6 protein-coding genes are annotated in these 23650 nt (G+C 76.7%); all 6 read right to left on the bottom strand.

All coding sequences use genetic code 11. The features are described from left to right. Window positions 1-3: 3 nt before the first annotated feature. Genes ACN27B_RS19615 through ACN27B_RS19640 form a run of 6 tightly spaced genes read right to left on the bottom strand, consistent with a single transcriptional unit; the run spans window position 4 to window position 23620 of the window. Window positions 4-1176, bottom strand: coding sequence for a trans-sulfuration enzyme family protein (locus tag ACN27B_RS19615; RefSeq protein WP_422741203.1), 1173 nt, complete (start codon window positions 1174-1176; stop codon window positions 4-6). Next, the gene (locus tag ACN27B_RS19620) at window positions 1173-6446 is read right to left on the bottom strand and encodes an amino acid adenylation domain-containing protein (protein WP_422741204.1); all 5274 of its coding nucleotides are present in this window, start codon (window positions 6444-6446) and stop codon (window positions 1173-1175) included. The genes ACN27B_RS19615 and ACN27B_RS19620 overlap by 4 nt, the downstream gene beginning before the upstream one ends. Continuing rightward, window positions 6443-7462, bottom strand: coding sequence for a TauD/TfdA family dioxygenase (locus ACN27B_RS19625; protein WP_098745567.1), 1020 nt, complete (start codon window positions 7460-7462; stop codon window positions 6443-6445). Before ACN27B_RS19625 ends, ACN27B_RS19620 begins: the two co-directional genes overlap by 4 nt. After that, on the bottom strand, window positions 7459-8511 hold the full coding sequence (locus tag ACN27B_RS19630; RefSeq protein WP_099161770.1) for a TauD/TfdA family dioxygenase: 1053 nt from the start codon (window positions 8509-8511) through the stop codon (window positions 7459-7461). Before ACN27B_RS19630 ends, ACN27B_RS19625 begins: the two co-directional genes overlap by 4 nt. After that, on the bottom strand, window positions 8508-11702 hold the full coding sequence (locus ACN27B_RS19635) for an amino acid adenylation domain-containing protein (RefSeq protein ID WP_422741205.1): 3195 nt from the start codon (window positions 11700-11702) through the stop codon (window positions 8508-8510). The genes ACN27B_RS19630 and ACN27B_RS19635 overlap by 4 nt, the downstream gene beginning before the upstream one ends. Further along, window positions 11699-23620, bottom strand: a complete 11922-nt coding sequence (locus tag ACN27B_RS19640) for an amino acid adenylation domain-containing protein (RefSeq protein WP_422741206.1) — start codon at window positions 23618-23620, stop codon at window positions 11699-11701. The genes ACN27B_RS19635 and ACN27B_RS19640 overlap by 4 nt, the downstream gene beginning before the upstream one ends. Window positions 23621-23650 lie beyond the last annotated feature (30 nt).

Genomic DNA, 23650 nt, shown 5'->3' on the forward strand with positions numbered 1-23650 from the left:
CCGTCAGGCCGGCACCCCCTCCAACGCGGTCCGGAAGTCGGCCACCAGGTCGTCGGTGTCCTCGATGCCGGTGGAGACGCGGACGAGGCCCGCGCCGATCCCGGCGGCGGCGAGCTGGTCGGCGTCCACGATGCCGGCCCACATCGAGCGCGGGTGCACCACCAGCGTGCTGACGCTGCCGAGGCTGGCCGCCCGCTTGCCCAGGCGCAGCCCGGCCAGCAGCGCCGCCGCGCCGGCCCGCCCGGCCGCCAGCTCGACGCCGAGCACCCCGCCGAAACCGGTCATCTGCCGGCGGGCCAGCGCGTGCTGGGGGTGCGAGGGCAGCCCCGGATAGCGGACCCGGGCCACCGCCGGGTGACCCTCCAGCGCCGCGGCCAGCGCGAGCGCGTTGGCGTTGTGCCGCTGCACCCGCAGCGCCAGCGTGCGCAGGCCGCGCAGCAGCAGCCAGGCGTCGACCGGGCCGAGCGTGGCGCCGGTGACGATCGCCGTGCGCCACACCCGCTCGATCAGCTCCGCGCCGCCGACCACCACCCCGGCGGACACGTCGGAGTGCCCGCCGAGGAACTTGGTGCCGCTGTGCCACACCAGGTCCGCCCCGGCGTCCAGCGGACGCTGGTTGACCGGGGTGGCGAACGTGTTGTCCACCACCACCAGCGCGCCGGCCGCGTGCGCGGTCGCCACCACGGCGGCCAGGTCGGTCAGCTCCAGCAGCGGGTTGCTCGGCGTCTCCACCAGCACCAGCCGGGTCTGCGGCCGCAGCGCCCGGGCGAACGCGTCCGTGTCGGTCTGGTCCACCTGCGTGCAGGTGACGCCGAAGCGGTCCAGCAGGCCGGTGGCCAGCGACGTGGTGCCGCCGTAGGTGCTGCGCTGCACCACCACGTGGTCGCCGGCGGCGAGCAGGGCCAGCGCGACGGTGCTGATCGCGCCCATCCCGGACGCGGTGACCAACCCGGTCTCCGCGCCCTCCAGCTCGGCGACCACGGCGGCCACCTGGGCGTGGTTGGGGTTGCCGTAGCGGGTGTAGAACGCGCTGCCCCGCGCCTCGGTGGCGATCTCGGTGAACCGCTCGTCGGACTCGGCGCTGAACGTCGCGCTCTGCACGATCGGCGGGGCCACCGACCCGCCCGGAACCAGGCCGTCGTCGCCGTGCACCGCGATCGTGCCGAACCCGGTCATCCGCGGGCCACCCGGTCGACCAACGCCCGGTAGCTGCCCAGCGCGGTGAACTCGGGCAGCGTCAGGTCACTGCCGTGGCGCTGTCGCAGCACGGTGACCAGACGCAGCGCGCGCAGCGAGTCGCCGCCCGCGGTGACGAAGTCGGTCGCCGGGTCACGCGGCGCAGCGCCGAGCACCTCCTGCCAGGCCGCCGCCACCCGGTCCGCCCACCGCTGCCGCGCGTCCCCGCCGGCCGCCGGGGACGCCACCGCCGGCAGGGGTGCGGCCGGGTCGGCGGCCAGCAGCCGGCGGAAGCCGTCGGCGAGCGCGTCCACCCGCTCGGCCGGCACGTGCCGGTGGTCGTACTGGATCATCAGCCCGAGGCGGCCGGCGTCCAGCTCGGCGTCGACGGCGAGGCTGAACGCCACGTCCACGGTGACGCCCCGGCTGTCCACGATGCGGCTGCCGGCACCGGCCGGCCGCGCCGGGAAGTGCGTCCAGTTGAAGAAGTGGTCGAAGCGCGGACCCGCGCCGCCGGCCCGGACGATCTCGGCCAGCGGGAAGCGGTGGTGACCCATCAGCTCCCGCTCGGCCCGCCACGCCTCGGCGGCCAGCTCGGCCACCGACCGGGTGCCCAACGCGACCCGCACCGGCAGCGTGTTGAGGAACAACCCGAGCGTGGCGTCGCTGCCCTCCCCCTCCGGTCGGCCGCCGACCACCAGGCCGCTGACCACGTCGTCCCGGCCGGCCAGCTCGCCGAGCAGGCGCAGGTGCAGGGCGAACAGCCAGGACTTGACCGGCACCCCGGCGTCCCGGGCCACCTCGGCCACCCGCTCGGTGGTGCCGGCCCGCAGCGGCACCCGCTGGGTGGTGGTGGTCCTCGGCTGCGCCCCGCCGACCAGCAACGGCGGCGCGGCGCCGGCGCCGTCGCGCCAGAACCGCCGGGTCGCCGGGTCCGCCAGGGCCGCCCGCTCGGCCGTCACGTACTCCCGGAACGGCAGACCCGGATCGGCGGCGGCCGGAGTGCCGGCCCGCTCCCGGTCGTACGCGCCGAGCAGGTCGGTGAGGAACAGGTGCAGGCTCCAGCCGTCGAGGACGGCGTGGTGCTCGGCGACCAGCAGTGTGAACGTGTCCCCGTCGGCGCGCAGCGCGTGCAGCCGCAGCAGCGGCGGCCGGGTGAGGTCGAACGGGCGCAGACGTTCCTCGGCGACCAGCGCGTCGATCCGGTCGCGGCGGGCCTGCGGGTCCAGGCCGGACAGGTCGGTCACCGGCAGGTCGACCGGTACCCGCTCGTGCACGAGTTGCAGCGGTTCGGCGTACGCGCCGAGCGCGAAGCCGGTGCGCAGCACCGGGTGGGCGTCGACCAGGACGGTCAGCGCGCGGCGCAGCGCCGCCGGATCCAGCGGCGCGGCCACCTCGTGCGCGGTGACGTTGTGGTAGACGGCGGGGTCACCGGTCAACTCGCCGTGGTAGACCATGCCGAGCTGGAGCGCGGTCATCGGATACGCGTCCACCAGCCCGTCCGGCAGCAGCTCCCGGTCGGCCACGCCGACGAGCGCGAATCTGTCGGCCGCGCCGACGAGGGAGATCCGGGCGGCCGGTTCGGGCACGAGGCCGTCCAGCGTGATCCGGCCGTGGGCGACCAGCTCCCGGATCGTCTGGTGCGTGAAGATGTCGTTGAGCTGGAACGACAACCCGCGCTTCTGCGCCGCGACCTGCATCTGGATGCTGCGGATGGAGTCGCCGCCGAGCGCGAAGAAGCTGTCGGTGACGCCGAACGAGGCCACGCCGAGCACCTCCCGCCACGCCTCGACCAGGATCTCCTCGGCCCGGTTGGCCGGGGCCGTCGCCGGGTCGTCGGCCGGCCGTTCCACCCGGGGCGCGGGCAGCGCCGCCCGGTCGAGCTTGCCGTTGCGGGTCAGCGGCAGCTCGTCGAGGACCACCACGGCGGCCGGCACCAGGTGTGCCGGCAGCCGCTGCGCGAGCCACTCCTGGACGGTGGGCGCCGGCCCGGCCTCGGCGGCGGGCGTCCCCTCCGAGGCGGCGGCGTACTCGGGGCGGACCGCGTGCAGGGTGTGCCGGTCGGTGCCGGCGAGCAGGTCGTCCTGCCGGGTGACCACGGTGAACCCGCGCGCCTCCAGCAGTGCCACCAGCTCGGCCAGCCGGCCGGCCGTGGCGGTGCCGGGCGCGTCGTGCACCTCCATGGCGACCTGCGCGACCAGTGGCCAGTGCCGGTCGTCCAGCCCGGCGAGCACGTCCGCCTCGGCCCGCTGCACGTCGATCTTCAGCAGGTCGATCCGCTGCGGGGCCAGCTCGTCGAGCACGGCCGACAGCGGCCGGACCGGCACGGTCAGCTCCCGGCCGGCGAACCGCTCGGCGAGCAGCTCGTCGGCCCGGTCGAGCAGCACGTCCCGCTCACCGGCGCCGGCGTCGCGCTCGTTGGCCAGGTACCGCTTGATCACGCCGATCTCGGCGTCCGGGTCGGCGTACGCGGCGTGCCCGGACATCATCGAGTAGCCCGGGTAGTAGGTGAAGGAGACCTCCCCGGCGGCCCGGGACAGCCCGTGGGCGTGCACCGTGGCCGGCACGCCGAACTCGGCGACGTTGCGGCGCAACGCGTCGGCCACGGCCGGCACCGGCTCGAACGCGTGGATCGTCGCGTCCGGACAGACCTGGTGCACGAAGAGCGAGAACATGCCGATGTTCGCGCCCACGTCGAGCACCGTCGCGCCGGGGCGCAGCGTGATCCCGTCGCGCAGGTAGACCCGCTGGACGAAGATCTCGTCGTACAGGTAGCGGGTCTCGTGCGGGTTGATCCCGGTCACCCGCCCGAGGTCGAGCGGGGCGGACCCGGGCCGCGGCCGGACGTAGGCGACCAGTCGGTCGCCGTACCCGTCGTCGTCGCGGGCGACCACGGCGGCGTCGGCCACCTCCGGGTGGTCGCGCAGCACGGCGGCGACCTCGCCCGGCTCCACCCGGAAGCCGTGGATCTTCACCTGGTCGTCGAGCCGGCCCAGGTAGCGCAGCCGCCGCTCGGCGTCGAAGCGGACCCGGTCGCCGGTGCGGTACACCCGCTCGGTGCCGCCGGCGGGCAGCGGCAGCGCGACGAACCGGCGGGCGGTCGCCTCCGGGTCGCCCGGGTAGCCCTCGGCCAGTTGCGGACCGGCCACGCACAGCTCGCCGGCGACGCCGGGCGGGACCGGGCGCAGCCGCTCGTCCAGCACCCGGACCGCGACGCCGGGCAGCGGCCGGCCGATGGTCGGCGGCTCATCCGCGCGGATCTCCGCGACGGTGGTGTCCACCGTGCACTCGGTGGGCCCGTACAGGTTGACCGCGCGCACGCCGGGCAGCGCCGCGACCGCCGTCCACAGGTCCTCGGGGACCGCCTCGCCGCCGAGCAGCAGCAGCCCGGGCAGCCGGCCGTCGCCCGCGCCTGCGAGCAGGATGCGCAGCTGGGAGGGGGTCAGGTCGAGCACGTCCACCCGGTGCTCGGCCAGCGCCCCGGCGAGCGCCGCGCCGTCGCGGCGCACGTCGTCGGGCACCAGATAGAGGGAACGGCCGTGGGCGAGCTGCACCAGCTGCTTCACCGAGGCGTCGAACGTCAGCGGCGCGTTCACCGCCACCCGCAGGCCCGGCGGGCTGCCCGCGTACACGGTCGCCTCCAGCGCGCCGGCCAGGTGCGCGGCGGCGGCGTGCGACACCCGCACCGGGCGGGGCGTGCCGGTGGAGCCGGAGGTGAAGATGACGTACGCCGGGTCGGTCGGGGCCGGCGCGGTCGCGGGCGCCGGGCCGCCGGCGGCGACCAGCTCCGCGACGGACACCGTCGCCGGGCCGCCGACGCCGACCACGCAGTCGGCGCCGACCGCGCGCAGCTGCGCGGTCAGGCGCGGCGCCGGGGCGTCCGGGTCGAGCGGCACGAACACCGCGCCGGCACGCAGCACGCCGAGGAACGCCACCACCGTGTCCCGGGAACGGGCGGCGAGCACGCCCACCGGCGCGCCGGCCAGGCCGCGCGCGGCCAGCGCCGCGGCCACCCGCGCGGCGCGGTGGTCCAGCTCCTCGACCGGGTACGCGCCGTCGGCCGCCGACACCGCCGTGGCGCCCCGGTCCATCCCGGCCAGGCCCGCGTCGATCAGGTCGACGAGGGTACGCCCCGGCGTCGCGCCCACCGTGCCGCCGGCCTCGGCCAGCCACCCGGCCTCCCCGGCGCCGAGCACGGCGAGCGGGCCGTCGCCGGCCAGCGCGGCCGGCAGGCTGCGCAGCACCGCCACGACCGAGTCGAGCAGCCACCGCCCCCCGGTCACCCGCAGTGTCACCTCGTCGCCGCCGGTGCGCACGGTGAGCCGCGGCCCGGCCGGCGCGGGCGGGACGGGCACGTCCGCCGACGTGCCGCCGAGACCGGCCACCACGGCCGGCGCGACGGCCGGTTCCAGCGCGAACCCGGCGACCGCTCCGGTGCTCTCGTCGACCGGGTCGACCAGGTGGAACGTCTCGTCGGCGACCGTCTCGGCGGCGCGCACGGCGGCCAGCAGCGCGGCGGGTTCCGCCGGCAGCGGCAGCGCCAGGCGCAGCGGTCCGTAGCCGCCCAGTGGGCCGACCACGCCGGCGGTGCCCTCGGCGTGCCGGCCGTCGTGCCAGCGGGCCAGCACCAGGTCCGCCTCCTCGGCCCCGTCGGGCGCCTCGGCCCGCCGGGACACCGCGAGCGCCCAGGCGGCGAGCAGCATCGTGCCGACGGGCGTGTCCGCGACGCGGGCGACCTCGGCCAGCTCGGCGGCGGGCAGCGTCGCGGTGACCGTGGCGACCGGGTCGTCCCCGTGCGGCTCGACCAGCCGCGCGGCCGGCGCGCCCGGCGCGGCGGCCGGGGCCGCCTCCCGCTCCTCCACCTGCCACTCGGTGACGTCGAGGAACTGCAACGCCTCCTCGTCGGCCGGCGGCAGGTCACCGGCGTAGGCGCGGGCCAGGTCGGCCAGGACCAGGCGCAGGCCGGCCGGGTCGGCGATCAGCGGGGTGGCGGCCAGTTCCAACGCGTCGTCGGTGAGGGTGACCGACAGCTCGCCCTGCGCGCCGACCGTGACCGCGCGGTCGTCGTCCACGTCCTGCAACGGCACCCGCAGCCCGGGGTGGTGCACCAGGGTCAGCCGCAGCGCCTCGTGCCGGGCCACCACCGTGTCGACGGCGGCCTGCAACCGGGCCGGGTCGAGCGGCCGGTCCAGCTGGACCCGCGCCCGGACCAGGTCCTGCTTGCCGGACCAGGCCAGCCGCTGGACCGGGGACAGACGGTATCCGTTCACAGCACACTCCGGTTCACGTAGAGGTCGGACATGGCGACCAGGATCTGCCGGTCGCCGGTGAAGGGTTCCCGGCCGTGGGTGGCCAGGAAGTTGTCCACCACCAGCACGTCACCGCGCCGCCAGGGCACGGAGAGGGCGTGCTGCCGGTACAGCTCGCGGATGCCGGTGACCACCTCGTCGGCGATCGGCTCGCCGTCGCCGTGGTAGGCGTTGCGGGGCAGCCCCTCCGGGCCGTACTCGCGCAGCAGCGCGCCGGCCACCTCGGGCGGCATGTTCGAGACGTGGAACAGGTGGGCGTGGTTGAACCACACCGTCTCCCCGGTACGCGGGTGCGTCGCCGTCGCCTGCCGGCGCGCCACGGTCCGCAGCCCGTCGGAGCCCAGCCAGGTGAACTCCGTCGCCGAGGCGGCGCAGTACGCCTCGACCTCCGCCCGGTCGGTGGTCTGGAACGCCTCCTGCCAGGGCAGGTCCAGGTGCGGCCCGTAGTTGCGCACGTAGCGGACGCCGTCGCGGCCGAACCGCTCCCGCACCTCGGCCGGGATCAGCGGGGTGATCACCCGTTCGGCGGCCAGCGGGGTCGCGCCGCCGTCGCCGGTGGCCGGCTGCGCGCAGTAGAAGAACAGGTGCGTCGGCCAGTTGTGCGAGTACGACATCTCGTGGTGCAGCGGGATCCACTGGGCGGCGTTGAACTCGGTCGAGGTGAACACCTTGTCCGCCACCTCGTGCCGGGGCGCGGCCCGTTCCAGGTAGCCCAGCAGCTCCGGGCCGATCTCGCGGGCCGCGCGCCCGAAGTCGTCGGCGCTGCGCACGTCGAACCCGCGGAAGAACACCGCCGCGTGCCGGTCCAGGTCGGCCAGCAGCTCGGCCCGCCGCCCGGCGAGCCAGCCGGCCAGGTCGAGGTCGGGCACGGCGGCCTCGACCAGCAGCACGAAGTCGTCAGCGCCGAGCGTGCGCCGGGTCACCGGCGCGGAGACGGTGCCACCGCTGCCGCGCCGACGCGGCCCCGGGGCGCTCACGCGGCACCGTCCCGGGTGCGGCGCCCGACCAGCTCCGGGGCGGCGACCGGGTCGGACATCGCGGTGAGGATCCGCCGGGGCGGGGTGAACGGCTCCCGGGCGTGCGCGGCGAGCATGTTCTCCACCAGCAGCACGTCCCCCTGCCGCCACGCGAAGGAGCGGGTCTCCGCGGCGTACGCGGCGCGCAGCTCGGCCAGCACGTCGTCCGGCAGCGGCGTGCCGTCCCCGTACGCGGTCTGGTAGGGCAGGTCCTCCTCGGCCAACGCGGCCCGCAGCCCGGCGCTGACGTCCTCGGGCAGCGACGTGACGTGGAAGAACAACGCGTGGTTGAACCAGGTCCGCTCCCCGGTGACCGGGTGCCGGCGTACCGCCGGGCGGACCTGCCGGGTCCGCAGCTGTGTCTCGCCCACCCACTCCACGTCGATCAGGGCGCGGGCGCAGTACGCTTCCACCTCGGCGCGCGAGTCGGTCTGGAACGCGGTCTGCCAGCTCAGGCTGATCCCGGGCAGGTAGCTGCGCCGGTAGAGCACGCCACGGCGCTCGAACTCGGCGACCGTCTCCGGGCGCAGCCGGGCCAGCACCCGACGGCTGTCCGCCAGCGGCGTACGCCCACCGGCGGCCGGTTCGACCTCGCAGTGGAACACGATGCGCAGCGGCCAGGTGACCGTGTACGACTGTTCGTTGTGCAGCACGATCGGCTGGTCGGCCGGGTGCTCGGTGGAGGTGTAGACGCCCTCAGTGACCCGGCTGCGCGGCGAGGAACGCTCGCCGTAGGACAGCACGTCGCCGGAGAGCGCCGCCATCACGGTGCGGAAGTCGTCGGCGCCGGCCACGGCGAAGCCGCGGAACAGCACCGCGCCGGCGTGCCGGGCCAGCTCGTCGACGTCGGCGCGGTGCCCGGCCAGCCAGCCGGCCAGGTCGACGTCGGGGACGTTGGCGCGGACCAGGGCCGGCAGCGGGCCGCCGGGCCAGTCCGGCCGGACGTCCACCAGGTTCCGGTCCCGGCCGCGACGGGGGACGGGCCGTGCGACCCGGGTCTGATCGGTCATCTCTCACTCCCAGCGGTGTCGACGCAGTCGGCCAGACTGCGCCGGGGGTCGACGGCGGCGGCGCGCAGCAGCGCGGTGAGGCGGCGGTGCCACGTCGCCACCCCGTCGTGGTCGAACAGGTCGGTGCGGTAGGTCCAGAGCGCGTCCAGCCCGCCCCGGCGGTCGTCCAGCCAGAGCGTCAGGTCGAGGCGGGCCGCGTCGGGTGTCAGCTCCACGCCGGTGAACTCGCCGCCGACGGTGCTGCGGTGCCGGGCCGCCGGCGCGTTCTGCACCCCGAACGCGACCTGGACGAGCGGGTTGCGGTGCGGCCGGCGGGCCGGGTTCAGCCGTTCCACCAGCAGGTCGAACGGGACGTCCTGGCGGGCGGCGGCGAACAGGGTGACCCGCCGCGCCTCGGCGAGCAGGTCGGCGAACGAACGGTCGAGGGCCGGTCGCAGGCGCAGCGGCAGCGTGTTGACGTGGCAGCCCACGCTCTGCTCGGCGGCCACGCTGGTGCGTCCGGCGAAGGCGACGCCGACCAGCAGGTCGTCCCGGCCGGTGGCGGCGCCGAGCAGGGCGGCGAACGCGGTCAGCCCGACCATGTGCAGGCTGGCCCGGTGGGCGCGGGCCAGCTCGCGTACCGCCGTCGCGGTCGCCGGGTCCACTGTGGTCCGCAGCGCCCGACCGTCGAGCGGGGTCCCCGGACGCGTCGGGCGGCCTTCCCGCCGCGCCTTTAGGTCGAGCACCGTGGGGGCGCCGTGCAGCTCGCGCAGGAACTCGTCCACGGCCCGCCGTCCGGCCGGCCCGGCCAGCCAGGCGCGCTGCGCGGCGGCGACGGCGGCCGGTCCGGGCGCCGGCTCGCCGGGTGGCGCGTCGGGGTCGTCGTAGGCCGACGCCAGGTCGCGGACCAGCACCCCGAACGACCAGTCGTCGGCGACGGCGTGGTGCACGACCAGCAGCAACGCCTCGGCCCGGCCGGCGGCGTCGGGCAGCAGGCACGCGCGCAGCAGCGGCCCCACCGCCAGGTCCATCGGGGTACGGGTGACCTGGGCGGCGAGCCGGGCGAGCCGGTCGTCGAGCGGGGCGCCCGGGTCGGGCGGCGCGACGGTGAGGTCGGGTCGGGCGTCGGGCAGCACCACCTGCACCGGACCGTCCGGCCCGGCGGGCAGGACCGTGCGCAGCGCGGGATGTCGGTCGACCACCCGGTGCAGCGCCCGGGTCAGCCGCTCCGGGTCCAGCGGGGTGGCGAAGCGGACCGCGAACGCCAGCAGGTAGGACGTGTCGGCCGGGTCGAGCCGGTGCAGGAACCAGAACCGCCGCTGCGCGGGGGAGAGCGGCGCCGGCCCGCCACCGTCCGGCCCGCCGGTCGCCGTCACACCGTCGGCCGGGTCCGCGCCGCTGCCGTCGGGCGTATCCGTCGGGTGGGCGTCCGGGGTGGGCGGCGCGTCGAGGTGGGCGGCGAGCGCGGCGAGCGTCGGGTGGGCGAAGAGGTCACCGGGGCGCACCGGGCGGCCGGTGGCGGCGGCCAGCCGGGTGGCGCAGCGGACCGCCAGCAGCGAGTCGCCGCCGAGCGCGAGGAAGTCGTCGTCCGGGCCGGTCACCGGCACCCCGAGCAGTTGCCGCCACACCGTCGCCACCGCGACGGCGGTCGGGCCGAGCGTCCCGTCGTCCGGACCGCTGCCGTCCGGGTCACCGCCGAGCGCCGGCGCGGGCAGGGCGGCCCGGTCGACCTTGCCGTTGGGCAGCGTGGGCAGCCGGTCCAGCCAGACCACGGCGGCCGGCACGAGCGGCCCCGGCAGCACCTCGGCCAGACGTGCCCGGACGTCGTCGCGCCGCTCGCCGACCAGGTAGCCGACCAGCAGCGGGTCCCCGCTCGGGCCGGGCCGGACGGCGGCGGTCGCCTCGCGTACGCCGGGCAGCGCGGCGAGCCGGGCGGCCACCTCGCCCAACTCGATCCGGTAGCCGCGCAGCTTCACCTGGTCGTCCAACCGGCCGAGGTAGGCCAGTTGCCCGTCCGGGCGCAGCCGGACCCGGTCCCCGGTGCGGTACATCCGCTCGCCCGGGCGGAACGGGTCCGGCCGGAACCGGGCCTCGGTCTCCGCCGGCCGGTCCAGGTAGCCCCGGGCCAACCCGGCGCCGGCCAGGTACAGCTCGCCCGCCTCGCCGGGCGGCAACGGTCGCCCGTCCGGGTCGAGCACGTACGCCCGGGTGCCCGGCAGCGGCCGGCCGATCGGCGGCTCCGTCTCGTCCGGCGGCACCTCGGCCCAGGTCGAGTACGTGGTGTCCTCGGACGGGCCGTAGAGGTTGCACAGCCGGCGGACGTGCGGACGGGCCCACACCCGGGCGGCCAGCGCGGCGGTCAGCGGCTCGCCGGCCAGGCAGACCGTACGCACACCCGGCGGCAGCGCCCCGGCGGTGAGCAGCTCGCCCATCGCCGCCGGCACGGTGTTGACCAGCGTCACCGGCAGCCGGTCCGCGCCGGGCGCGGCCAGCGCCAGCACGTCGTCGACCAGCACCACCCGGCCGCCCCAGGCCAGCGGGCCGAAGATCTCGAAGACGGACAGGTCGAAGCAGACCGAGGTGGCGGCGAGCATCCCGCCCAGCTCGGTGTCGTCGAAGGTCTGCCGGACCCAGTGCAGCAGCACCGCCGCCGAGCGGTGCTCGATGGCGACGCCCTTGGGTCGCCCGGTGGATCCGGAGGTGTAGATGACGTACGCCAGGTCCCCGGGCGTCACCGGCGTCGCCGGGTCGGTGCCGTCGCCGTCCGGGTCGAGCCGGTCGACGAGCACGGTCGGGCCGGTGAACCGGTCGGCCAGGTCGGCCCGGGTCAGCACCAGCCGGGCCCCGGAGTCGGCGGTCATGAACGCCACCCGGGCCGCCGGGTACGCCGGGTCCAGCGGCACGTACGCGGCACCGGCCTTGAGCACGGCCAGCAGCGCGACCACCAGCTCCGGCGTGCGCGGCAGGCAGACGCCGACCCGGTCGCCGACACCGACGCCGCGCGCCAGCAGCACCCGGGCCAGCCGGTTCGCCGCCGCGTCGAGGTCGCGGTAGGAGAGCGGGGTGTCGCCGCGCCGGACCGCCTCCGCGTCCGGAGTCCGGGCCGCCTGGGCGGCGACCATCCGGTGCAGACAGTCCACGGTGGTGCTGCCGCCGGCCCGCCGGGTGGCGGTGCGGCGGGTCGGTCCGGCGGGCCGGGCGGGCGCGCTCACCGGGAACCACCCACGGCGGCGAGGCGACGGTCCGCCTCCTCCTGGATGCGGTCCTTGTCGGCGAGCACGACGCTGCCCGGGTCGTTGTCCGGCAACTCGTCCTCCAGCCGCCGGATCCGCCGGTACGCGATGCCGCCGGCGGCCAGCGCCAGCGCGCACAGGCCGGCCAGGATCGCGGCCAGGGCCATGCCGCGCCCCGGACCGGTGCCGACCAGCCCGGCGAGCGGGCCGTCCGGCCGGGCCAGCGGGGCGAGCACGTGCTCGGCCAGCGGGCCGGCGCTGAGGAAACCGGCCGGCACCATCAGCCAGGACAGCATCTGCGCCATGGCCAGCACCCGGCCCTGGAGTTCCAGGCCCACCTTGGCCTGCACGATCGCCAGCCAGTGCGTGTTCACCAGCGCGGTGGCCAGGCCCATGCCGAACAGCCCGAGGGCGGGGAACAGCGGGTCCGGCCGCAGCCCGACGGTGAGCAGCGAGACGCCGAGCAGCACGACGCTGGCCAGGATGCCGGTGGTCCGCCGGGCGGTGCCGCCCCAGACGCCCATCAGCACCGACCCGACCACCATGCCGACGCCGCTGGCGGCGAGCACCCGGCCGAGCACCGCCGGGTCGCCGAAGGAGAGCGTGAGCGGGGTGACCAGCACCTCGACCATGGCGAAGAAGTAGTTCAGCGACGCCACCAGGACGACCAGCGCGACCAGCCCGTGCCGGCGGACGATGAACCGCCAGCCGCCCAGCACCTCGCGGCGGAACGGCTCCTCCCGCCGGACGAAGAGCGTGTCGGGGAAGCGGACCGACAGCGTGACGGTCACCGCCACGACGAACGTGACCAGGTCGATCACCACGATGCCGCGCAGTCCGACGGCGAGGACCAGCGCACCGCCGACCAGCGGCGCCAGCACGGTGCTGGTGGCGGTGCCGAGCGAGACGATGCCGTTGGCCCGCCCGTAGTAGCGCTTGGGCACCAGCTGGGTGACGGCCGCCTGGTAGGCGGGTTGCTGGAAGGCGGTGGCCACGGCGGTGACGGTGATCGCGGTGAGGATGTGCCAGAGGCGCAACTGGCCGAACCAGAGCAGCAGCGCGAGACTCACCGTGCCGGTGGCGGCCAGGCAGTCGGCGAGGACCATGATTCTTCGGCGGTCCCACCGGTCGGCCAGCGCGCCGGCGATCGGGGAGAGCACCACGGCCGGCAGCAGCGCCAGCACGGTGGCGGTGGCGAACAGCGACACCGACCCGGTCCGCTGGTAGACCCACAGACCCATGCCGAACGCGGTCAGGCCGCTGCCGATCAGCGAGACCAGTTGACCGATCGCGACCAGGTAGAACACCGCCAGGCTGGGGGTCGCCGTCCGCCGCGCCGGGACGTCCGCCGGGGCCGGGGCGGTCCGGGCCGCCCGTGCCTCTGCAGGTACGGCGGCGGGCCGGGCCGCGTCCGCCGGCGCGGGTCCGGTGCTGGCGCCGTCCGGCGCGGCGGCGCAGTGCGTCAGGATGACGTCGGCCAGCTCGGCCGGCTGGTGCTTGGCGAAGTAGTGGCCGGCGCCCTCGATCACCGCCAGCGACACCCGGTCGGCAAAGAACTCCCACTCCAGGTAGCGCTCCTGGTAGAGCTCGGTGGCCCGGTCGCCGCTGCCGACCACGCAGACCAGCGGCGCGGACAGCTTGCGGGGCAGGCCCCGCGCGTAGACGTCGGTGTAGTAGTCCTCGCCCCGGGCCGAGTCGGCCAGGACCACCCGCATCACGAAGTCCTTCTCGGCGGAGTCGAAGACCTCGGTGAAGAAGCCCATCGCGCGCAGCGACTCCAGCGTCCGCCGCTTCGACGCCCACCGCTCCACCGGGAACCACCGGCGCAGCCAGCCGAACACCCGGCCGGGCAGCCGGGGGGCCGGGAAATGCGCGCCGATCACCACGCCGGTGACCTCGACGCCGGCCGCCTCCAGCCGGCGGGCCAGCTCGACCGCCTCGGCGCCGCCCACGCAGTGCCCGTACACGGCCACCGGGCCGGTGATCTGTCCGACCACCTCGGCCACGCAGCGGTCCACCAGCTCGCCCAGGTCGAGCATCGGCTCGTCCGGGCGGTTCAGGTCGTGCCCGGGGCGTTCCAGCGCGTACAGCGACACCCCGGCCGGCAGGGCGTCCGCGAGCGGCTGGAAGGTGATCGCGCTGCCGCCGCCGAACGGTACGCAGAGCAGCGTCAGCGTGGTCGGCGTGCCCGGCCGGGCCGGGGTCAGCTCGTGCAGCAGCCGGCCGGCCGAACCGCCGGTCTCGGCCAGGTGTGCGGTGAGCCCGCGGATGGTCGGGTGCCGGAACAGGTCGAGCACGCTGATCGCCGGGTCGGTGCCGGCCAGCGCCTTGATCGCGCGGAACGAGTCGCCGCCCAGGTCGAAGAAGTCGTCGTCGATGCCGACGCGCTCGTAGCCGAGCACCTCCGCCCAGCGCCGCGCCAGCGCCTCCCGCAGCGGCGTGTCCGGCGTGCCGGCGCCGACCTCGGCGCGCTCGCGGCGGGGCGCGGGCAGGGCCGACCGGTCGACCTTGCCGTTGGCGTTGAGCGGCATCCGGTCCAGCGGCACGAACGCCGACGGCACCATGTAGTCCGGCAGCCAGGTGCGCACGAACGCCCGCCACGGCGCCGGGTCGGCGGCGAAGTCGGCGGTCACCTCGCCGGAGGTGTCCGGCTCCGGCCCACCGGTCAGGGTCAGGTACGCCACCACGGCCTTCTCGCCCGCGTCCTCGCGGACCACCACGGCCGCGTCGCGGACCGCGTCGTGCCGGCGCAGCACCGCCTCGATCTCGCCCAGCTCGATGCGGAACCCGCGCACCTTGACCTGCGAGTCGCCCCGGCCGAGGAACTCGATCCGCCCGTCGGCCAGCCGGCGGCCGAGGTCGCCGGTGCGGTAGAGCCGCCCGTCGCCGTGCGGGTCGGGCACGAAGCGCTGTGCGGTGAGCGTCGGGTCGTCGTGGTAGCCGCGGGCCAGCCCCGGCCCGCCCAGGTAGATCTCGCCCGGCACGCCGACCGGCACCGGAGCGAGCCGCGCGTCGAGCACGAGCGCCCGCATGTTGCCGATCGGACGACCGATCGTGGGCCGGGTCTCGTCCGGCGTGATCCGGTCCATGGTGGCCCACACGGCGGCCTCGGTCGGCCCGTACAGGTTCCACAGCGCCTCGACCCGCTCGGCGAGCTGCCGGGCCAGCGGCGCGGGCACCGCCTCGCCGCCGCAGACGGCGGTCAGCCCGGGCGTGCCGGTCCACCCCGACTCGATCAGCAGTCGCCAGGTCGTGGGCGTGCCCTGGGCCAGCGTGACGCCCTCGGTGGCGAGCAGCGCGGCGAGGCGGGCCGCGTCGTAGGCGACGTCCCGGTCGACCAGCAGCATCCGGGCGCCGACCACCAGCGGCAGGAACAGCTCCGGTACGGACATGTCGAAGGCGAAGCTGGCCATCGCCAGCATGGTGCCGTCGCGGGTCAGGCCGGGCCGCTCGCGCATCGCGGCGAGCGTGTTGACCACGGCGCCGTGGGTCACCCGGACGCCCTTGGGCCGGCCGGTCGAGCCGGAGGTGTAGATCAGGTATGCCAGGTGGTCCGGCCCGGCCGTCACCGGGGGAGCGGTGTCCGGCCCGTCGGCCGTGCCGGCGGTCACCACCGCGCCGGCGAAGCCGGCGAACCGGTCGGTCAGGGCCGCGTCGGTGACCAGCACCGTGGCGCCGCTGTGGGTCAGCACGTACCGCTGCCGCTCCACCGGATACTCCGGATCGACCGGGACGTACGCGCCGCCCGCCTTCAGCACGCCCAGCAGCGCGACCGGCAGCTCGGCCGAGCGGGGCAGGCAGACCGCGACCGGCACGTCCGGCCCGACGCCGGCCCGGCGCAGCCGGTGCGCGAGCCGGTTGGCCCGGGCGTCCAGCGCGGCGTAGCTGAGCGTGGTCCCGCCGAAGGTCACGGCCGGCCGGTCCGGGTTCGTGGCCACCTGGTGCGCGAACAGGTCGACCAGGGTCGGCACCCGGTCCGGCGCGGCGTCCCACGCCGCCGGCGCGGCGGTGTCGTTCCATTCGGCGAACCGGGCCAGCTCGGCGCCGGTCAGCACCGGCAGTTCCGCCAGCCGGGCGCCCGGGTCGGCGACCGCCGCGGCGAGCAGCGTGTCCAGGTGGCCGATCATCCGCTCGGCGGTGCTCGCGTCGAAGAGCGCGGTGTTGTACTCCAGCCGGAACCGCAGCCCCTCGGCCACCTCGTACGCGTACAGCGCCAGGTCCTGCTGGGCGATCCCGGGCTCCACCGCGAACGGGGTCATCCGCACCCCGGCCGCGTCCACGTCCCGCTGCTCGGGCACGTTGAGCAGGTTGAACATCACCTGGAACAGCGGGTTGCGGCTCAGGTCCCGGGGCGCGTCGACCAGGTCCACCAGCCGCTCGAACGGCACCTCCTGGTGGTCGTACGCGCCCAGCGCGGTGCGCCGGACCTGCCGGAGCAGCTCGGTGAAGGTCCACTCGCCGTCGAGCACGGTGCGCAGCGGCAGCATGGTGACGAAGAAGCCGACCATCGGCTCCAGCTCGGCCCGGACCCGGCCGGCGACCGGCATGCCGACGCAGACGTCGCGCTGGCCGGTCCAGCGCCACAGCACCGCCTTGAACGCGGCGAGCAGCGTCATCGCCAGCGTGGCGCCGTGCTCCTGGCTGAACCGGCGGAGCCGGTCGGCGGTCTCCCGGGGCAGGACCAGCGTGCGGACCGCGCCGTCGAACGTCTGCACCGGCGGGCGGGGCCGGTCGGTGGGCAGCTCCAGCACGGCGGCCACCCCGTCGAGCTGCGCGCGCCAGTACCGCAGGTCCGCGCTGTCCGGGTCGGCCAGCCGGTCGCGTTGCCAGCGCGCGTAGTCGCCGTACTGGACGGCCAGCTCGGGGAGCGGGTCGGGCCGTCCCGCGCGGGCGGCGGCGTAACCGGCGGCCACCTCCCGGGCCACCACGCCCAGCGACCAGCCGTCGGAGACCGCGTGGTGCATGGTCAGCGACAGCACGTGCTTCTCGTCGGCGACCCGCAGCAGCACGGCCCGGAACAGCGGGCCGGTGGCCAGGTCGAACGGTCGCCGCACGTCGGCGGCGAGGGCGGCGTGCACCCAGCGGGGCACCGCCTCGGCCACGGCCGGCTCGACGATGCTGACGGGCGCGGGCGCGTCCGGTTCCGCCGGGGCCTCGACGACCGGCAGCTCCACCGGCCCGGCCGGCAGCACCCGCTGCACCGGGTCGCCGTCCGGCCCGATCGGGAACACGGTCCGCAGCGCCTCGTGCCGGCGCACCAGCCCGGCCAGCGCCGTGCGCAGCGCGTCCCGGTCGAGCACGCCCTCCAGCAGCAGCGTGGTGCCGACGGTGTAGGCGTTCTGCGCGTACGCCTGGTCGAGGAACCACAGCCGGTGCTGCCCGGAGGAGAGCGGCGTGGGTCCGGCGTCCGGATCGGCGCGGGGGATGCGCGCGAGCGCCGTCGCCGCCGGGGCGACCGGCGCCGGTGGCGTTGCCGCGCCACCGGCCCCGGTCGCGGACCCGGCCGGGGCGCCGTCCTCGGTGGGCGCGGAGGTCGTGGGGGCCGTGCCGGCGGGCAACGCCGCGGCGAGACCCGCGACGGTGGGTCGGGCGAAGACCGTCTCCAGCGGCACCGCGACGCCGAGGCGGTCCCGCAGCCGCACCACCACCTGGGTGGCGAGCAGCGAGTGCCCGCCCAGCGCGAAGAAGTCGTCGTGCGCGCCGACCGGCCGGATGCCGAGCAGGTCGGACCAGATCTCCGCCACGCACTCCTGCGCGGGCGTGGCCGGCGGGACGTACGCGGTGCCCAGCTCCGGCCGGTTGCCGGTGTCCGCCGGTGCGGCCACCGGCGGCTCGGCCGGCGTCGCGAGCGGCGTCGGGGCGACCGCGCCGGGCCGGGGCGCCGGCGCGATCCAGTAGCGGTGCCGCTCGAACGGGTAGCCGGGCAGCGGCAGCCGCCGGTCCCCGTCGCCGGCGAACCGCTCCCGGTCGACCGGCACCCCGGTCAGCCAGAGCCGGCCCACCGCGTCGAGCAGCGTGTCGACGTCGTCGGCCTCGGCGCGGGGGTGCCGCATCATCGCCACCGCCTGCGCCGGCCGCAGGCCGGCCAGCCGGACCAGGCCGCCGAGGGCGTGCCCGGGCCCCACCTCGGCCACCGTCGCGTCCTGCTCGGCGAGGAGCGCGGCCGACGCGGCGAAGCGGACCGGCTCGCGCAGGTGCCGCACCCAGTAGGCCGGGTCGGTGACCAGCCCCGGGGTGACCGGACCGCCGGTCAGGTTGCTCAGGTAGGGGCGCTCGGGTTCGGCGTACCGGACCCGGGCGGCGTGCGCGGCGAACTCGTCGAGCACCGGGTCGAGCAGCGCCGAGTGGTAGCCGCGGGCCACCCGCAGCGGGCGGCAGACGACACCGTCGGCGGTGAGCCGCTCCCGCACCCGGCCGACCGCCGCCGGGTCGCCGGAGACCACGCACAGCTGCGGGGCGTTCACCGCGGCCAGCGACACGCCCTCGTCGAGCAGCGCGGTCACCGCCGACTCGGGCAGGGCGACCGCGAGCATCGCGCCGACCGGCGTGCGGTCCACCAGCTCGCCGCGGATCCGCACCAGGCGCAGCGCGTCGTCCAGGGAGAACACCCCGGCGAGGCAGGCGGCCACGTACTCGCCGAGGCTGTGACCGACCATCACGTCCGGCGTGACGCCGCGCGCCAGCAGCGTCCGGGCCAGCGCGTAGCCGGTCACGAACAGCGCGGGTTGCACCAGGCGCGGGCGGGCCAGCAGTTCCTCCGCCGGCGCGTGCCCGCCCGGCTCCGGGCACAGCACGGCCCGCAGGTCCCGGGCCAGGTCGCCGCCGAGCAGCTCGGCGCACTCGTCCACCACGGCCCGGTAGGTCGGCTCGGCCCGGTGGAGCCCGGCGCCCATCGCCACGTGCTGGGCGCCGTGCCCGGGGAAGGCGAACGCCAGCGTCCGCCGGCCACCCGGGTGGACGCCGGTGAGGCGGCGCTGCGGGGCGTCGAGCGCGGCCACCGCGTCGGCGCGGTCCGCCGCGACCACGTACCGGCGGTGGGGCATCGCCGCCCGGCGGCCCAGCGCCGCCGCGACGTCCGCGAGCACCAACCGGGGGTGGGCGTCGAGGTGGTCGCGCAGCTGCCGGGTGGCGCTCTCCAGCGCGGCCGGGGTACGCGCCGACAGCGTCAGCAGCCGGGGCCCCGGCGCGGGCGGGGCCGGCGGCGCGACCGGCGGTGCCGGCGGCTCCTCCAGCACCACGTGCGCGTTGGTGCCGCCCATGCCGAAGGAGCTGACCCCGGCCCGGCGCGGACCGTCGCCGGGCCACGGCCGGGCCGTGCCGTCGAGCCGGAAGGGGCCGGACGCGAAGTCGATGCCCGGGTGGGGACGCTCCACGTTGATCGTCGGCGGCAGCGTCCGCGTCCACAGCGCCATCACCGTCTTGATCAGACCGGCCACCCCGGCCGCCGCGTCGGTGTGGCCGATGTTCGCCTTGACCGAGCCGAGCGCGCAGAAGCCGCGCTCGTCGGTGCCGCGCCGGAACGCCTCGGTCAGCGCGGCCACCTCGATCGGGTCGCCGAGCGTGGTGCCGGTGCCGTGCGCCTCCACGTAGCCCACCGAGCGCGGGTCCACCCGGGCGGCGGCCAGCGCGCTGCTGATCACCTCGACCTGCCCGGCGATGCCCGGCGCGGTGTAGCCGGTGCGGCGGGCCCCGTCGTTGTTGATCGCCGAGCCGCGGATCACCGCGTAGACCGTGTCGCCGGCGGCCAGCGCGTCGGCCAGCCGCTTGAGCACCACCACGCCCACGCCGCTGGACTCGATGCTGCCGCGCGCGTCGGCGCTGAACGGCCGGCAGTGCCCGTCCGGGGAGTAGATGCCCCCGTCGTGATGCAGGTAGCCGCGTCGCTGGGCCGGGAAGACGCTGACGCCGCCGGCCAGGACCACGTCCGACTCGCCGGCCAGCAGGCTCTGCCGGCCCAGGTGCACGGCCACCAGCGAGGTCGAGCAGGCGGTGGCCACGGTGACCGCCGGACCGGTCAGGTCGAGCTGGTAGGCGACGCGGCTGAGCAGGAAGTCCTTGTCGTTGCCGAGGGAGATCTGGTGCTCGCTGAGCGCGTCGGTCAGCTCCGGCCGGCCGTTGAGGTGGTCGAGCAGGTAGGAGCTGCGGCCCGAGCCGGCGAACAGGCCGACCCGGCCGGGGTGGCGGGACGGGTCGTGCCCGGCGTGCTCCAGGGCGTGCCAGGCGCACTCCAGCAGCAGGCGGTGCTGCGGGTCGAGCGTCTCCGCCTCCCGGGGCGTGAAGCCGAAGAACGCCGCGTCGAACTCGTCGATGCCGGGCAGGTGGGTGCCGGCGCGCACGTAGGCCGGGTCGTCGATCCGGGCCGGGTCCGCGCCGTCGGCGAGCATCTCCTCGACGGTGAACTCGCGGACCGACTCCACCCCGTCGCGGATGTTGGCCCAGAACTCGTCGACCGTGCGCGCCCCCGGGAACCGGCAGGCCATGCCGACGACGGCGACCAGCGCCTCCGCCGGGCCGGCGGCCACCGCGGCGCCGGCGCGCGGCGGGGCCTGCGGCGCGGGCTCCGGCTCCGCCCCGGTCGTCGTCACCGAGACCAGGTACGCGGCCAGCGACTCGACGGTGGGGTGGCGGAACAGGTCGGTGGCGGTGAGCACGTCACCGAGCCGGGCGCGCAGCCGGTCGAGGACGGCCAGCAGCCGCATCGAGTGCCCGCCGAGATCGAAGAAGCTGTCCCGGACGCCGACCTCGTCGACGCCGAGCACGTCGCGCCACACCTCGGCGACCAGCCGTTCCAGGCGTACCCGGTCGCCGTCCCAGCGGACGGGCCGGACCGGCTCGACGGGCCCGGTCCGGGCGGTGGCCGCCGGTTGCGGGGATGCGGGCGCGGTGGTCGCCGCCGGGCCGGGCGCGGGCAGCGCGTCGACGTCCACCTTGCCGTTGCCGGTCAGCGGCAGCGCGTCGAGCCGGACGAACGCGTCCGGCACCAGCCAGGACGGCAGCTCGGCGGCGAGCGCGGCCCGCAGGTCCGCCGGGTCGGTCCCGTCGCCGCCGGCCAGGTACGCGACCAGCCGGGGGTCGGCCGGGTCGTCGTGGCGCAGGTGGACGGTCACGTCGACGTCCGGCCGGTGCCGCCGGACGGCCGCCTCGATCTCGCCGCACTCGACCCGGTAGCCGCGCACCTTGACCTGCCGGTCGGTGCGGCCCAGGTACTCCAGGACGCCGTCCGGTCGGCGGCGGACCAGGTCGCCGGTGCGGTACAGCCGCGCGCCCGGCGTCCCGGCGAAGGGGTCGGGAAGGAACCGCTCGGCCGTGACGTCCGGCTGGCCGAGGTAGCCGCGCGCCACCCCGGCGCCGCCCACGTACAGCTCGCCGGCCACGCCCACCGGCGCCGGGTTGCCCCACGGGTCGAGCACGTGCAGCGCGGTGTTGGCGATCGGCCGGCCGATCGGCACCGAACCGTCAGCGGGCGTGCCCGGCTCCACCTCGTACGCGGCGCAGCCGACCACGGTCTCGGTCGGGCCGTACTCGTTGACCAGCGCGGTCTCCGGCGCGTGCCGCCGCCACGGCGCCACCTGGTCGGCGCGCAGGTTCTCGCCGCCGATCACGAAGCACCGGGTCCGCCCGGCCAGCTCGTCCGGGCGCAGCTGGTGCGTGACCAGCTCCAACTGGGCCGGAGTGATCTTGACCAGGCCGAACGGCGTCGCGGTGTCGCGCAGCGCCTCGCCCAGCGCCGCCGGGCCGAGGTGCTCGCCGATCATCCGGACCGTGGCGCCGGCGGCCAGCGGCACCAGCAGGCTGGTCACGGTCAGGTCGAACCCGACCGAGGAGTGCAGCGGCACGACGTCGCCCGGCCGCAGCCGGTACGCCTGCGCGGCCCAGCGTACGTAGTTCGCCACGCCCCGGTGGGTGACCATCACGCCTTTGGGGCGGCCGGTCGACCCGGAGGTGTGGATGACGTACGCCAGCTCGTCGGCCGACGGCGTGGGCCGGCGACGCGCCCGCCGTCGTGGTCCGCCGCCGCGCGCCGGCCCGGCCTCCGTCGCCGGCGCTTCCGGCCCCGGCACCAGCAGCGCCCGGTCCCCGGGTACGAGGTGTGCCAGCTCGGCGCAGGTGAGCACCACCGGAGCGGCGGTGTCCCCGATCAGGTGGCGCAGCCGGGCGGGCGGGTTGGCCGGGTCCAGCGGCACGTAGGCGGCGCCGGCCCGCAGCACCGCCAGCACCGCCACGGTGAACGGCGCCGCGCGCGGCAGCAGCACCCCGACCAGGGAGCCGACGCCCACGCCCCGGCCGCGCAGCGTCTCCGCCAGCGACTCGGCCCGGTCGTGCAGCTCCCGGTAGCTCAGCGCGCCCTCGCCGTCGGTCACCGCCACCCCGTCGGGGGTGCGCCGGGCCTGCTCCTCGATCAGCGTGTGGACCAGCTCGTCCGGCTCGTCCGGCGTGGCGGTGCGGTTCCACTCGTCGACCAGCCGGCGGTGCTCCTCGGCGGTGAGCATCGCGGCCGAGCCGACCGGCGCTCCCGGGTCGGCGAGCAGCGACGCCAGCAGCGTCTGGAAGTGCCCGGCGAGTCGGGCCATCGCGTCGTCGTCGAACAGCTCGGTGCGGTACTCCAGCACGGTCCGCAGACCCTGTTCGTTCTCCCGGACCGCCACGGTGAGGTCGAACTTCGCGGTGGCGGGCGGCACCTCCACGGCGCTGACCTCGAGACCGTCCAGGCGGGGCGGGGCCGCCTCCCGGCCGTGGACGAACATCACCTGGAACAGCGGGCTGAAGCCGGCCCGTCGGGGCGGGCGCAGCGTCTCCACCACCGTGGAGAAGGGAAGCTCCTCCCGGCTCAGCGCGTCCAGCACGGCGGTGCGTACCCGCTCCAGCAGCGTGGCGAAGGACGGGTCGTCGTCCAGCCGGGCGCGGATCGCCACGGTGTTGAGCAGCAGGCCGACGAGCTGCCGGGTCTCCGGGCCGCGCCGGCCGGCCACCGGCGTGCCGACCACCACGTCGCGCTCGCCGGTCCACCGGGCCAGCAGCACGTGCAGCACGGCCAGCAACACCATGTACGGCGACACCCGCGCCTGCCGGCAGAACGCGGCCAGCGCCTCGGCCGGTACGTCCAGCGGCACGCTCAGCGTGGCGCCGGCGTCGGACGGCACCGCCGGGCGTGGCCCCCGGGTGGGCAGGTCCAGCGCCGCCGGGGCGCCGGCGAGCTGCCCGCGCCAGTAGTCGAGCTGCTCGGCCGCCTCCGCCCCGGCGAGCCAGTCCCGCTGCCGCAGCGCGTGGTCGCGGCAGTCGTGCGTGACCGGGTCGAGCCCGGCCGGCACCCCGGCGCGGTGTGCGGCGTAGAGCCGTTCCCACTCCTCGTGGAGGATGCCCAGCGACCACTCGTCGACGGCGACGTGGTGGATCGTCAGCAGGAGCACGTGCTCCTCCGGCGCGCACCGCAGCAGGTCGGCCCGGAGCACCGGTCCGCGTACCGGGTCGAGCGGGTCGCGCGCGGCGGCCCGGAGCCGGGCCCGGACCTCCCGGTCGCGTTGCCAGCTCGGCAGCCCGCTGAGGTCGTGCACCCGCAGCAGCCCGGGGCGCGGCGCGTGCACCACCTGGACGACCCGGGTCGGATCGTCGTCGCCCGGCCCGGTCGGCTGTCCGGCGTGCGCCTGCGGTCGGGCGAGCGTGGTGCGCAGCGCCGCGTGCCGGGCCACCAGGTCGTCGAGCGCGGCGGACAGGGCCGCCACGTCGAGCGGGCCGTGCAGCCGGTAGGCCAGCGGCACCAGGTAGGCGGCCGAGCCCGGGTCGAGTCGGTCCAACTGCCACATCTGGCGCTGGGCGGCCGTGGCCGGCGCGGGCCGGTCGGAGTCGGGCCGTGCCGGTGGGGCGGGCACCGGTCGCCGGGTCCGCAGGACGTCCGTCATCGCCTCCGCCTTCGTCGCTGCCCGGCCGTG

It is taken from the genome of Micromonospora sp. WMMD754, assembly GCF_049315235.1.
Taxonomy (GTDB): Bacteria; Actinomycetota; Actinomycetes; order Mycobacteriales; family Micromonosporaceae; genus Micromonospora; species Micromonospora sediminicola.

Coding starts and splice junctions, on each gene's coding strand:
- ACN27B_RS19615 (WP_422741203.1), bottom strand. CDS start 1,176: ATGACCGGGTTCGGCACGATCGCGGTGCACGGCGACGACGGCCTGGTT.
- ACN27B_RS19630 (WP_099161770.1), bottom strand. CDS start 8,511: ATGACCGATCAGACCCGGGTCGCACGGCCCGTCCCCCGTCGCGGCCGG.
- ACN27B_RS19640 (WP_422741206.1), bottom strand. CDS start 23,620: ATGACGGACGTCCTGCGGACCCGGCGACCGGTGCCCGCCCCACCGGCA.